We start from the raw sequence: 14,186 nt of genomic DNA on the forward strand, positions 1-14,186 counted from the left end.
AGAAAGCAAAAGAGCCTCCTAGGAGGCTCTTTTGCTTTCTGCTGTTCTTCTTTCACCTAGCTTTTCGGGTTAGGTCTATCTCGTTCTTAGGCGGCCAGAAACGCCTCGATGGCTGCCAATGTCTCTAGGGGTGCGCTAAGGTGTGGACAATGGCCAGTAGTCTGTAGCTGAACTAGCTTTGCTTCGTGGAGATGCTCCAGCAGATACGCACCTACTTCCTCAGGCGCTACTGCATCTTGCTGGCATTGCAGCAGAAGCGTATTTGTAAGTAGCTGAGGCACTTCGGAGCGATTGTCGGATAAGAACGCGACCCGCGCAAAATGCTTCGCAATGGTTGAATCAGTATCGCAGAAGTACTTAGCTAGCTCCTCGCCTAATGAGTGATTATCAGGTCCCATGAGCAGGCCCGCAAACATATAAGCCCAGCCTGTGTAGTCGGCTTCCATCAATTGCAATAGTTGCTGTACGTCTTCCTGATCGAAGCCGCCGTAATAGCCAGGCTCGTTGACGTAGCACGGGGAAGGAGCGAGCATTATTACTTTCGAGAATTGCTCAGGCGCCTGAATAGCGGCTAACATCGCAATCATTGCCCCTACGGAGTGCCCTACAATCACTACCTCCTGTAGCTTCAGCACTTGGCAGATTTCGACTATATCCTGCGCGTAACCACCTAGGGTACTATACTTTTTCGAATCGTAGGCACTCACGTCTGATTCGCCAGCGCCTACATGATCGAACAGAATCAATTGATGACGTGCAGCCAGCGGTGTAGCCAGATAATGCCAGATTTGCTGATTACAGCCAAACCCATGGCATAGGATAATCGGAGTCTTCCCCTCTCCTATCACACGTACATTGTTGCGCTTCAGCACCTCATGGTTTGGATGATCACGCCCATCCCCATCAGCGCCAGCGTAAGCAAAGGTATCGAATACCGAAGAGCCGCTATTTTGCATTAAAAATAATGTTGAATAAATACAATTTCTTCAGTTTTTCACGCGTAAAGAAACCAAAAGTAAAGCTTTACAACGCAGTATTGTAATACAACATTTCTTAAAGTACTTATTCAAGTAGTTTATTTCAACAAATCCGCCTATATACCGAGTACGAACTACGTATTTTCCGCAATAAGATCATTCCATTCGGCTTGCTATTTTTTTAACCTTCGAGAAGACACCCCTCTTCAATAACACCTTGCTCTTAGCTCTTGCTTTGCTGTTCACTTTAAGGTTGAGCAAGTTTTATATATCCTTACACTTCTCTTTAATGCATTCTTAATCTGTCACCTACGCCTTATATAGCTGAACCTTCTATTATGGTTTTCATGCTTAGCTAGCTTTTATTCGTATCAGCATAGTACATCCTCTTTTATCAGATATGGCTACTTCCCACGATCATACGGCGCTTGTGACAGGTGCCTCTAGCGGCATTGGCTATGAGCTGGCAAAACTGTTTGCGCAAGATGGCATCAACCTGGTGTTGGTGGCTCGCCGGAAAGAGCTTCTGGAGAAGATCAAGGCGGATTTTGAGCCACGATACGGGATTAGAGTCGAATGCATCGACTTGGATTTATCCATAAGCAGCAAGGTTCAGGAGCTTTATCAATTGTGCCAGGCACACAAGCTAAAAATTGACTACCTGGTCAACAATGCGGGCTATGGTGCCTACGGGGCAGTGACGCAAGCCGATCCGGCCGTGTACGAGAACATGCTCACCCTGAATATTGTCACGCTTACCACCCTCACGACGTTGTTTGTGAAAGAGATGGTGCAGCGTCGGTTTGGGCGTATCTTGAATATTGGATCGTTGGCAGCCTTCCAATCATTGCCCAACCTAGCCGCTTACGGCGCCTCCAAAACGTATGTGATGCACTTTACCGAAGGGCTGCATGCGGAACTGAAAGGCACTGGCGTCACAGCGACGGTGCTAAACCCCGGTCTCACCGAAACCGGCTTTGTCGAGCGGGCCGATATGGGGCGGTCGGCGCAGGCGCAGCGCACCATGCTGCAGGCTGATGCGGTGGCCCGAGCCGGCTATCGAGGCATGATGCGAGGCAAGCTCAACATCGTACCAGGCTGGCAAAACAGAATACTAGCGTTCACCGCCGGCGTGACGCCCTCGCGAAAGCTGTTGCTCGCTGTTTCCTCCTTTGTGATGCGGGAAGCAGGTAAAAGGCGGTAGGCCAGACCGGGGCATAAGTAAGCGCCTATACACCGTGCAACAACTCGACTTACTGCGTCACGGCCACGGGCTGGCGTAGCACTGGTTGCAATACCGTCCAGACGGTGCGGGCTACTAGGCGGTGACCTTCTGGGGTTGGGTGAATACCGTCGCGCTGGTTTAGTTTAGCTACCCCACCGACGCCTTCCAGCAGGAATGGAATAAGGGTGAGCTTATTTTTCTGCGCTAAGTCGCCGTAGAGTTGCTTGAACTGCTTGGCATAATCGACACCTAGGTTTGGCGGAATTTGCATGCCCGCAAGCACAATCTTGGCCTGCGGGCTCAGCTGGCGCACAGTATCGATAATGGCTTGCAGATTGCGGCGCGTGTTAGTGAGCGGAATGCCGCGGAGACCATCGTTGCCACCTAGCTCTAGCACGAATACGGCTACCGGCTTACGCAGCACCCACCCGACGCGGCTGCGGCCACCGGCGGTGGTTTCGCCGCTCAGACCCGCATTTACTACCGTGTACGCTAAGCCCGCAGAATCAATTTTCTGGCCTATTAAGGCGGGGAAAGCTTGTTCGGGGTCGACACCTAGGCCAGCGGTAATGCTGTTGCCGAAGAAAAGAACGGTGGGCTTCGGAGCGGCTTTGTCCGGCGCGGCAGCCTTGGGAGTAGCAGCGGGAGCTTCGGCGGTGTCAGCAGCGGGTTGCGAGTTGTTGTTGCAGCCACCAACCAGGAGAAGCATCCAGCAACTAAGGAGGAACGAAACTGTTTTCATGCAGACAGCAATTTTTTCGAGTATACGCGGAACGGCAGAAAATATCGTAACGGCTAGCGCGTCTTCGTAGTAACTGCTTATGGAGTTGTCAGTCTAAGCGCGATGAGGAAGCTGGGTAAATCGTTGTTGTGATAAACTCCGATTCCTCATGCTGCTCGGAATGACAAGTGCCTTCCTCCTCTATTTCCTTGGTATTCGCCGCCGCTTTCCCAGCGGCTCATTTATTCTTGTTTTGTGCTCAAAGTAGAAAACCTTACCAAATCATACACCAGCGGCGGCCGGTCGCTCACGGTACTAGAATCCGTCAGCTTCGAGCTGCAGCCCGGCGACACGTTCTCCATTGTGGGGCCTTCGGGCAGCGGCAAAACCACGTTGCTTGGCCTCTGCGCCGGCCTTGACCGGGCGTCGTCGGGCAGCGTGTGGCTCAATGGTATCCAGCTCGACAACCTCAACGAAGACCAGCGGGCAGCCGTGCGCAATGAGCACGTGGGCTTCATCTTCCAGAACTTCCAGCTGTTGCCAACCCTCACGGCCCTCGAAAACGTGCTGGTGCCGCTGGAGCTGCGCGGCGTTTCGGGCGGCACCAAAGCGGCGCAGGCGTTGCTGGAGCGTGTGGGACTAGGTGGCCGCGGCCACCACTACCCCACGCAGTTGTCGGGCGGTGAGCAACAGCGGGTATCACTAGCTCGCGCTTTCGCCAACCGACCCAAGATCTTGTTTGCCGACGAGCCTACGGGTAACCTCGACGCTGACACCAGCGCGACGGTGGTTGATTTGCTGTTTGGGCTGAACCGCGAGGCCGGCACCACGCTGGTCCTCGTAACCCACGACCTAGAGCTAGCCGCCAAAACCCAGCGCGTGGTGCGCATCAAGGGCGGCAGCGTGGTTTCCGATTCGCTTACCCAACGGACCGCCGCGTCCACTCCGGCCCAATGAGCGGCGTCTTGCCTTCGGCCCGGCCGGGCGTAGCGTGGCTCTGGCGCATGGCCTGGCGCGACAGCCGACGCAGCCGCTCGCGGTTGTTGCTGTTTTTGTCGGCCATCGTGCTGGGCATTGCGGCGCTGGTCGGCATCAACGGCTTCGGCGACAACCTAGCCCGCAGCATCGACGAGCAGGCGCGAGAGTTGGTCGGCGCCGACTTAGTTTTATCCTCGAGCCAACCTTTCCCGGCAGCTTTGCAGCCCACCCTGCGCAAGCTAGGTAGCACCCGCAGCGACGAAGTGGCGTTTGCCTCGCTCGTGCAATTTCCCAAAGGACAGGGCGTGCGCTTAGCTCAAATACGTGCGCTCACCGGCGGCTTTCCCTACTACGGCGATTGGGTAGTAGAGCCCGCCGCAGCGGTGCCGGCGTTTCGGCAAGCGGCAGCTAGTCAGCAGCGCGTGGCGCTGGTAGACGACGCGTTGCTGGTGCAGTTTGGCGCCAAGCCCGGCGATTCCATCAAAGTCGGTAACCTCACATTTCAGATTGTGGGGCGCGTGCGCAAAACACCTGGTCAGTCAGAATTCAGTGCTTCCATTGCCCCAACGGTTTTTATTCCGGGTGCTTTGCTGGCCCAAACCAGCCTCCTGCAACGTGGCAGCCGCGTTCAGTACCGCCGTTACTACCAGTTTCCGGCCACCACCAACGTCGACCTGCTCATCAAGCCGCTTGAACCTAGCTTCGATAAGGTCAACATTGATTCTGACACGGTAGCAAGCCGCAAGAAGCAAACCGGCCGTTCCTTCGCGGACCTCACCCGCTTTCTAAACTTAGTGGCATTTGTGGCGCTGCTGCTCGGGTGCGTGGGTGTAGCCAGCGCCGTGAGCTTGTATGTGCGCGAGAAGATTTCGGCCGTGGCGGTGCTGCGCTGCCTAGGTGCCAGCGGCTGGCAGGCTCTGTTGATTTACTTGCTTCAGATTGCCCTCATGGGTTTGCTGGGCGCTTTGGTCGGGGCAGCCATTGGTACGGCGGTGCAGTTGCTGCTTCCGAAAGTCTTTGCAGGTTTCCTGCCGGTGGCTGTGAGCGTAGCGGTTTCGTGGAAGGCTGTAGCGCAGGGCGTGCTTACGGGCGTGCTGGTAGCGGTACTATTTGCGTTGTTGCCGCTGCTCGAGATTCGGCGCGTGTCGCCGCTACGCACGTTGCGAGCGTCGTACGAGGAAAATACGGAGAAGCTTGATCCGCTCCGCTTGGTCGTGTACGCACTGATTGCGGCCTTCATCACTGGCTTTGCTTACCTGCAAACCCGCGAATGGAAGCAGGCCCTTGGGTTTGCGACGGGCTTGCTGGTTGCGTTTGGCGCGTTGGCGGGGCTAGGGTATTTGCTGCGCCGCGCAGTGCGCCGTTATTTCCCAAGTTCATGGAGCTACGTGTGGCGGCAAGGCCTAGCTAATCTGTACCGCCCCAACAATCAGACGATTACCCTAACTGTTTCTATTGGCTTGGGCGTGTTTCTGCTGGCGACGCTTTACTTGCTGCAAGGCTTGTTGCTCGGGCGGGTGCAGGTGGCGGCGAGTGGCAAGCAGCCGAACCTAGTTTTGTTCGACATTCAGCCCCAACAACGGGCCGGGGTGGTGCAACTGGTGAAGAACCAAAAGCTGCCGATCCTCCAACAGGTGCCCATCGTGACCATGCGCCTGACCGCCATCAACGGTCACACGGGCTCCGAGTTCAAGAAAGACACTACACGAGGCGTTCCGAAATGGGCGTTCAGCCGCGAGTACCGCGTCACGTATCGGGACAAGCTGATTTCCTCTGAAAAGATAGAAGCGGGCCGCGCGCCGTCGCTTGGCGCGGATGGAACGCCGCGCATCTCCCTGGAAGATGGCTACTTCAAACGTCTCAAGCTTAAGCTAGGTGACACGCTGACGTTCAACGTGCAAGGGTTGCCGCTAACCACGATTGTGAGCGGTACGCGCACAGTGGATTGGTCGCGGGTGCAAACTAACTTTCTGGTTGTGTTTCCGAGCGGCGTACTGGAAACTGCGCCGCAGTTCTACGTGCTCATGACGCGGGTGCCCAACAACAATACCCTAGGTGCTGTGCAGCGCGAGCTGGTGCGCAGCTTCCCCAACGTGTCGGCCATTGACCTAGGTCTCATCCTGAAAACGCTGGACGATATTCTGAGCAAAATCTCCTTTGTCATTCGCTTCATGGCGCTGTTCAGCATTGCCACGGGGCTGCTGGTGCTCATCAGTTCGGTGTTTGTGAGCCGGTATCAGCGGGTAAAGGAAAGCGTGTTGCTGCGCACCCTAGGTGCCAGTCGCCGCCAGATTTTGCGCATTACGCTGGTGGAATATGCCTTATTGGGCTTGCTCGCGGCCACCGCTGGCTTGGTGCTGGCAGGCTTCGCCGGCTGGGCATTGGCCTTGTGGGTGTTCGAGGTGCCCTTCACACCTGCGTTGAGTCCGCTGCTGATTCTAGCAGGCATTACTACCGGCCTGACCATGCTCATTGGCCTGTTCAACAGCCGAGACGTACTCACGCGTCCTCCGCTGGAAGTGCTACGGAGCGAAGCAGGTTAAGGTCGTCTGCCGATTGGACGCCTAGGGCGTCGGACCGGCAGGCGACCTGGTTATAAACAAGCTAGCCCGAGTGGGGTGCTGTTCTCGGTGAACAACACCCCACTCGGGCTAGCTTGTTTTATGGTCTCTTATTATCAGCGTACCATTCGGCTGAAGATAGCCTAACGGTGCTTGTAATGCACATCTGGCAAGCTGCGCAGGCGCTCAGCCGCCGACTCCGGCGTGATGTCTCGCTGCGGGTTAGCTAGCAACTCGTAGCCTACCATGAACTTCTTTACCGTAGCCGAACGCAACAGCGGCGGCAGAAAGTGCATGTGCAGGTGCCATGACTCGTGTGACTGTCCATCGGTTGGGCGTTGGTGAATACCGGCAGAATACGGGAAGGAAATTTCAAACAGGTTATCGTAGCGGATGGTCAGCTGACGTAGGGCGTCGGCGAAGGCATCGCGCTCGGCATCGGTGAACTGCTCGATGCTGGTCACGTGGCGACGCGGCGCGAGCAGCGTCTCGAAGGGCCACACGGCCCAGTACGGCACCAGCACCACGAAATGCTCATTTTGGTACACAATGCGCGTTTGCTCTTTCAGCTCCAGCTCTAGGTAGTCAGCGAGCAGGCTGCGGCCGTGCTCTTTGAAGTACGCCTCTTGCTGCACAGTTTCCTTGGCGGGATCAACTGGCACGGTGCGCTGCGCCCAAATTTGGCCGTGTGGGTGCGGGTTGCTGGCGCCCATCATCGAGCCTTTATTCTCGAAGATTTGTACGTAATTGATGTCGGGGCGGGCGCCGATTTCCTGGTATTGCTGCACCCACACATCTACCACGCCGCGAATAGCAGCTACGTCCATCTCAGGCAAAGTAAGGTCGTGGCGAGGCGAAAAGCAGATCACGCGCGCTAGGCCCGATTCCGCTTCGGCGCGGAGCAAACCACCAACGTTCACGGAGCCTTGCGGGGCATCTGTTTGTAGCGCGGCAAAATCGTTATCGAAAACGAAGGTGCTGGTGTATTGCGGGTTCACGATGCCTCCCACGCGGGTATTGCCGGGGCAGAGGTAGCACGTGGGGTCGTATGCGGGGCGCACTTCCTGCTCGGGCTTTTCCTGTTGGCCTAGCCAAGGGCGCTTAGAGCGGTGAGGCGACACAAGTATCCATTCGCCCGTGAGCGGATTATAGCGGCGGTGCGAGTGCTCGGTGGTATCGAAAGAAGACATAGGACGGGGTTGAGTAAGGGATTACGGAGCAATTGGGTAGCAGAGGACCTAGGTGATGTCGTTCAACGAGTCACCTAGGCTCTCTGCTATCCAATTACTTTAACGAAGCCACTGCTTCTACGCCGCCAACGATTTTGGTTTTGTAGGTTTCAAGCTTCAGCTGGAGTTGTTCCTGATAAGCGAGCGTCATAGTAGCTACGAAGTTGTCGACCTGATCGGGAGCTACCAGGTTGATGGTGCAGCCGCCGAAGCCGCCGCCCATCATGCGGGCCCCGTATACGCCGGGCACCTTTTTGGCCGCTTCCACCAGCACGTCCAACTCTTTGCAGCTCACTTCATAATCATCGCGCAGACCAGCGTGCGAGCCGTACATATCTTGCCCGAAAGCCTCGAGGTTGCCTTCCAGCAAGTGGTTGCAGGCCGACTCAACGCGCAGGTTTTCTTCTACCACGTAGCGGCAGCGGCGGTACACGACGTCACCTAGCTCGCTACGGTGTTTTTCCACTTGCTCGCGGGTAGCATCGCGCAGGCTGTGTACCTGCGGGTAGTATTTCTGTAAAATAGCCACGCCCTGCTCGCATTCCTGGCGGCGCGTGTTGTATTCAGAGCTAGCCAAGGCATGCTTCACGCCGGAGTTGCAGAGTACAATGTGGCACGTATCGGTATCGAAGGGGAAGTATTCGTAGTCGAGGGAGCGGCAGTCGAGGCGCACTACATGCTCCGGTCGGCCGAAAAGGCTCGCGAACTGATCCATGAGCCCGGAGCGCACGCCTGCGTATTCGTGCTCTGCCTGCTGCCCCATCTTAGCGAGCTCCATGCGGTCGAGGCGGGTACCGAGCAGCTCGTTGAGCGCAAAACCTAGCCCGCATTCCACTGCCGCCGACGACGATAGGCCTGCCCCAATCGGAATGTTGCCGCCAAACATGCAATCGAACCCCGGCACCTCAATGCCGCGCTTTTGAAACTGCGCCACCACCCCTTTCAAGTAGTTGGCCCACTGCGTATCATCGCGGTGCACTTCGCTCAGCTCCGTTGCGTATGACTCATTCAGGTCATAGGAATGGAGGCGAGCGGTTGTGCTATCGTTGAGCGCTACCGCAAAGTAAATTTCTTTGTCGATGGCTGCCGGTAGCACGAAGCCACCGTTATAATCCGTGTGTTCGCCGATTAGATTAACTCGGCCTGGGGCGCGCACCAGTAGCGGTTCGTGCCCAAAATGGCGCTGGAAAGCAGCAGCAATGGACTGAAGGGGCATATGCGGAGAAGGTGATAGAGAACAAGTATACGTGAGGCAATGATAAAGTATTAAAATGACTTCTGAAGATTATCCGCGTGCAATCGATTGCAAATTACCTATGATCTATATGTGCCTCAACAACCTAGGTCCTTTTTACTCCGAGCATCTTTTTTACGCAAGTGAAAACCTAGGGATCAGCAAGTACGTTAAGAAGAGGTTTATCTCATATAATTGGATTAATCCATATAAAAATTGAATCCTATTCATTGACATTGTCCATAATTACCGGTAAAATTGCTGCTGCTTTCCCGCGGAACGACAACTTTGTTACTGGCACCCACCAGACCCACCCTAGCTAGTCGTACTTAAACGACCCAATTTCCACGCACTCCCTTCTGTTTCCTAGTTTTCCTACCCTCTAGTTCGCTTAAGTTGCAAACGATTGCGGTCTAAGCTCATGTGCAATCGATTGCATATAGTAGTTGCATTTCCCCTTCATCCCACACAAAAGATTTATTTATGAAAAAGCACGTACCCAAGCTGCCTCACTTGGCGGCGCCAGCACTGCTTTGCTGCCTGGCCGCGCAGCCGTTGGCAGCAGCAGCGGGTCGCCCGGCCGATCTATCGAACGAGGCAGCACTAGTATATTTCCAAGCAGATGGCCCTGTCAGTGGCCGCGTAGTTGACGAAAAGGGCGCTGGCTTGCCAGGGGTAAACGTAGTGGTGAAAGGCACCACCAACGGCGCCCAGACCGACGCCGATGGTCGCTTTACGCTCACTGCTCCCAACAACGCCACCCTCGTTGTTTCCTTCGTCGGCTACTCGGCCCAGGAAGTGGCCGTCGGAGGTCGCACCTCTATCAACATTTCACTGGCTCCCGATACCAAGACCCTCAACGACGTGGTAGTGGTAGGTTATTTGACCCAAAACCGGGAGCAAGTAACGGGCTCGGTGGCTACGGTCAGCGGCACCGACGTGCGCCGGGCTCCCGTAGCAACCCTAGGTGAAGGAATTCAGGGCCGCTTGCCGGGCGTGCAGGTTACAAACTCGGGCGTTCCGGGGCAAGCACCTGTTATCAATATTCGAGGTATTGGCACCTTAGGTAGCGCTAGTGGGCCTCTATACATCGTAGACGGGCTTTGGACAACAAACCTGCGCGACTTTAACCCACAGGACGTGGAAAACGTGCAGGTGTTGAAAGATGCCGCTTCTCTAGCCCCCTACGGCTCTAGCGGTGCTAACGGGGTGATTATCATCACGACTCGCCGCGGCAAAGCGGGTACGCCAGCCGTTAGCTTCAATGCCTACGCTGGGGTGCAAAACATCACCAAGACGTACGACCTGATGAATGCCCAGAACTGGGCCACCATCAACAACCAAGCGCACGAGAACGCCGGGCTTCCTCGCCTCCCCTACGCCAACGCACTGCCCCTAGGTGCCAACGGCCAAATAATTGATACCGACTGGCAAAAGGAGTTCATTAAGCAAGGCTCGGTACAGGACTACAACCTGAATTTCTCAGGTGGTAGCAAAGGCGAGAATAGCTCGACCAACTTCTTGATTGGCGCTGGCTATTTTAAGCAAAATGGCACTGTAGTCGGGCCGAAGTTTGAGCGTTACAGCATGCGCATCAACTCGGGCTTCACGCGGGGCAAATTGCGTGTGGGCGAAAGCCTGCTGCTCACCCGCACAAACCAGACGCGCCTGAACGGCACCCCGTTCAATGATATTCTGCGGATGTTGCCGGTGATTCCGGTCAAAGACCCCACCAAATCGGGCGGCTACGGCTACGGCGACACCAATGCTAGTACGTTCGGTACCAACCCAATTGCCTTGCAAGACCTGTTTAACAATACGGGTACTTCTAACCGGTTGCAGGGTAGTGTTTTTGGCGAATTTGATATCACGAGCTTCCTGCGCTACCGCCTTAACCTAGGCACTGAGTTCCACGCTTATCACGACCGCGAGAAGCGGAAGTATGGTCAGTGGCGGCAAAATGATCCGCTAAATCCTTCTTCTTACGCCGAAAACCAGGGAAATGAGCTATTTGGTCTAGCCGAGAATACGCTTACTTTCGATAAGAGCTTTGGCGATCATAACCTGACAGCTGTAGCAGGCTACAGCCGCCAACGCCAGCACAACGAGTTTACCCGGGGCCTCAACAACGACTATGGTACTGGCCCCTCGTACTACTGGGCTTTGAGCGGCGGTAGCACCGCTCCGCAAGTAACAGGCAACGAATATACCTGGACCAAGGAGTCATACTTTGGCCAGATGACCTACGACTACAACCAGCGCTATCTGCTGACAGGCGCCATTCGCCGCGACGGTTCTTCGCGCTTTGCCGATCGTTGGGGTACCTTCTGGGCTGCTTCAGCCGGTTGGCAAATTTCCAAGGAAGATTTCTTCCAGGAAGCTACTGATGTGGTCAATAATCTCAAGCTGCGCGCCAGCTATGGCTCCAATGGCAATGACTTTATTGGTGGGGAGTACGGTGGTTCTTACCGATATCTAAATACCATCAACTCCAACGTAAATTACCCATTTGGCTCTAGTCAAGCCATCCTCAATGGACAGATTCAGACACAATTAGCAAGCCCCAACATCACGTGGGAGGAGCGCCGCACCACTAACCTAGGTTTCGATGCCGGCTTCTTGGAAGACCGCTTCACGCTATCGGCTGATTACTACATTTCGCAGACGCGTAATGCGTTGGTTAACCCTCCTATTTCTACCTTCTACGGCAACGCTGGTGACAACCCTTACCAACCCATTGGCCGCTTGGAGAACCGGGGCTTCGAGTTTGCCCTAGGTTACAACCAGAATAAGGGACCGTTCACCTATAGCGTGACGGGTAACTTGACGACCCTAAAAAACAAGGTGACGCGTCTGATAGATAATACCACAGGGCAGCCCTTAAACTTTGTGGGAGGAGCAGGTGATGCGGCCCGCACCGAGCAAGGGTACGAAATCAGCTCTTTCTACCTCTATCAATTTGACGGGATCTTCCAGCAAGGCGACAATATCGCCTCTAGTGCCCAGCCCCAGGCTTCGCCCGGCGATGTACGCTATAAGGATGTAAACAATGATGGCATAATTAACCCCCAAGACCGTGTCCATGTGGGTCGGGTGTTTCCCAAGATCCAGTATGGCCTAAATCTGAACGCCGCCTACGGTAACTTCGATATTGTTGCCTTCTTCCAAGGCGTGCAAGGCAACAATGTACTGAACGTGGGTAAATGGTGGCTCGACCGCACCGATGATAACAGCAACTATCGGAGCAACTTCAACCCCTGGACGCCACAAAACCCATCGACTACAACACCGCGCGCTATTATTGCCGGCGGTGCGGGCAATGCTTCTTACTCTGCTGGTAGCAACTCCTTCCTAAACTCAACTCGTTGGCTGGAAAGCGGTTCTTATTTGCGTTTGAAAAACGTGCAGATCGGCTACACCATCCCCAAAGCAGTCATCGAGCGCGTGAAAGGTATTGGCAGCTTGCGCATCTACGTGACAGGTCAAAACGTCTTCACCATCACTAAATACGACGGTTACGACCCCGAAACGGTTGGCAGTGGCCCCTTGGCCCGTGGCATAGACGATGGCAGCTACCCCAACATTCGCACGTTTACGGCTGGCTTACAGCTTGGTTTCTAGTGCGGTGGTTCCCGTTTTTACTTCTTCCGATTTCTCTTATGAAACGCTATAAACTTTCCCTAGCAGCGCTGCTCGGCGGCCTACTACTCACGACGGCTTGCGAAAAGGATCCGCTCGATCAGCCGAACCCAAACCAGCCTACAGCCGAATCTTTCTGGGCCAACAGCAACGACGCGGTAAAAGGCGTGAATGCGGCCTATAGCGGCCTGCAACAGCTCGGCACCTACCGGCGCTGGCTTAACTTTGCTTACGACTTGCGTTCCGACGATGGCTTTAGCAACAGCCCTTGGGGTGAGCTAGCTAGCTTCACCAAGTTTGTGCTGACCAACTACAACTTCGAAGTATCGGATAACCTGTGGCGCGACCATTATCGGGCTATTTGGCGCACCAATCAGGTGATTACCAATGTGCCGAATATTTCAGCTTCGAACATCGACGAGACCCTGCGCAAGCGGGTAATAGCCGAAGCTAGGTTCCTGCGGGCACTATACTATTTCAACTTGGTGTCGCTTTACGGCAATGTGCCGATCCTGCTGACGCCTTCTGACCCAACCATTCTGCCTCCTCAGGGCACTGAAGCGCAAGTATGGGAGCAGATCATCGCGGATGCACAAGCAGCCAAAGCTGACCTTCCTGCCACCTACACCAGTGCCAATGACCTAGGCCGAGCTACAAAGGGCGCCGCCTCCACGCTGCTGGGCAAAGTGTATATGCAAACCAAGCAATGGACGTTAGCTTCGGCGCAGTTTAAGGAAGTAATCGACTCCAAGCTTTACGACCTTACTCCCATTTACACGGACAACTTCCGTCATACCAGCGAAAACAATATCGAATCTATTTTCGAGGTGCAGTTTTCGGATGCCAAGCTAAATGGCAACGACCAGGACGACGCCACCTCTTCAGAAGGTGGTCAACGTTCGCAGTTCTGGGGTGCACCGAATGCCGGTGGTTTCGTCGATGGCGAAGTACGGCCTTGGGTAGTAAGCGAATTTTTGAAAGAAGGCACCACGACTGCTGCCCGCGACCCGCGCCTAGCCGCTACGGTGTTCTACAACCGCACGCAGTTTGCCACTTCGCTGCCGGTGGATGCTGATACGCTAGTGTATGGCGTTGGCTTCCTGACCCGCTACAAGAGCAACGCTACGAACCGCGTGCGCGTGTACTGGCGCAAGTACCAAACCGACTACTACCGCAACTTCGAGAACTTCGACTCGCCTATCAACCACCGGGTGATGCGCTTTGCCGATGTGCTACTCTTACAAGCGGAAGCCTTGAACCAGCAAGGACAAACTGCCGCGGCTGCGGATCTCATCAACCGGGTGCGCACCCGCGCTACATTAGCGCCGCTGCTTACCAGCAACTTTCCTACGCAAGCTAGCTTGCTTACGCAAATCATGCACGAGCGGGTAACGGAGCTGACAGGCGAAGGCCTGCGCTGGTTTGACCTTCAGCGTTGGGGCTTGCTTGATAATCAGGCTACGGTGGATCAGTTGAAAGCTCATGACGCTGATTTTGGCAACTTCGTGGTGGGCAAGTCGCGCTTGCTGCCTATTCTGCAACGCGACATTGACATAGCAAGACTTCAGCAGAACCCAGGCTGGTAAGCCTCTCGGCGGTTACGTTTGACAACAGCCGCTCCG

9 protein-coding genes are annotated in these 14,186 nt (G+C 55.1%); 5 read left to right on the top strand and 4 right to left on the bottom strand.

The features are described from left to right. Positions 1-86: 86 nt before the first annotated feature. Positions 87-956: an alpha/beta hydrolase gene (locus tag SD425_RS22030; protein WP_324672291.1), complete on the bottom strand. Its 870-nt coding sequence runs from the start codon at positions 954-956 to the stop codon at positions 87-89. A gap of 421 nt (positions 957-1,377) precedes the next feature. Between SD425_RS22030 and SD425_RS22035 the strand changes: the two genes are divergently transcribed. Then, positions 1,378-2,181, top strand: coding sequence for an SDR family oxidoreductase (locus SD425_RS22035; RefSeq protein WP_324672293.1), 804 nt, complete (start codon positions 1,378-1,380; stop codon positions 2,179-2,181). Positions 2,182-2,230: 49 nt separating this feature from the next. Here SD425_RS22035 and SD425_RS22040 read toward each other — a convergent pair whose 3' ends face one another. Further along, positions 2,231-2,911 (bottom strand): arylesterase, encoded by a 681-nt coding sequence (locus SD425_RS22040; protein WP_324672295.1) that lies wholly within the window; start codon positions 2,909-2,911, stop codon positions 2,231-2,233. A gap of 267 nt (positions 2,912-3,178) precedes the next feature. Here SD425_RS22040 and SD425_RS22045 point away from each other — a divergent pair, with 267 nt between their 5' ends. Together SD425_RS22045 and SD425_RS22050 are read left to right on the top strand one after the other, a co-directional pair. Then, positions 3,179-3,880 (top strand): ABC transporter ATP-binding protein, encoded by a 702-nt coding sequence (locus SD425_RS22045; RefSeq protein ID WP_324672297.1) that lies wholly within the window; start codon positions 3,179-3,181, stop codon positions 3,878-3,880. Then, complete coding sequence (locus tag SD425_RS22050) at positions 3,877-6,444, top strand: ABC transporter permease (protein WP_324672299.1); 2,568 nt, start codon at positions 3,877-3,879, stop codon at positions 6,442-6,444. The genes SD425_RS22045 and SD425_RS22050 overlap by 4 nt, the downstream gene beginning before the upstream one ends. Positions 6,445-6,605: 161 nt before the next feature. Here SD425_RS22050 and SD425_RS22055 read toward each other — a convergent pair whose 3' ends face one another. Both SD425_RS22055 and SD425_RS22060 read right to left on the bottom strand, forming a co-directional pair. Continuing rightward, complete coding sequence (locus tag SD425_RS22055) at positions 6,606-7,652, bottom strand: UDP-glucose--hexose-1-phosphate uridylyltransferase (protein ID WP_324672302.1); 1,047 nt, start codon at positions 7,650-7,652, stop codon at positions 6,606-6,608. A gap of 94 nt (positions 7,653-7,746) precedes the next feature. Continuing rightward, a complete protein-coding gene (locus SD425_RS22060) occupies positions 7,747-8,907 on the bottom strand; it encodes a galactokinase (RefSeq protein WP_324672304.1) in 1,161 nt (386 codons plus the stop codon). Between the two features lie 501 nt (positions 8,908-9,408). Here SD425_RS22060 and SD425_RS22065 point away from each other — a divergent pair. Together SD425_RS22065 and SD425_RS22070 are read left to right on the top strand one after the other, a co-directional pair. Continuing rightward, positions 9,409-12,546: a TonB-dependent receptor gene (locus SD425_RS22065; protein ID WP_324672306.1), complete on the top strand. Its 3,138-nt coding sequence runs from the start codon at positions 9,409-9,411 to the stop codon at positions 12,544-12,546. A 38-nt stretch (positions 12,547-12,584) separates the two neighbouring features. After that, positions 12,585-14,150: a RagB/SusD family nutrient uptake outer membrane protein gene (locus tag SD425_RS22070; protein WP_324672308.1), complete on the top strand. Its 1,566-nt coding sequence runs from the start codon at positions 12,585-12,587 to the stop codon at positions 14,148-14,150. Positions 14,151-14,186 lie beyond the last annotated feature (36 nt).

Origin of the sequence: Hymenobacter sp. GOD-10R, from assembly GCF_035609205.1 — a bacterium.
In the GTDB taxonomy this organism is placed as follows: domain Bacteria; phylum Bacteroidota; class Bacteroidia; order Cytophagales; family Hymenobacteraceae; genus Hymenobacter.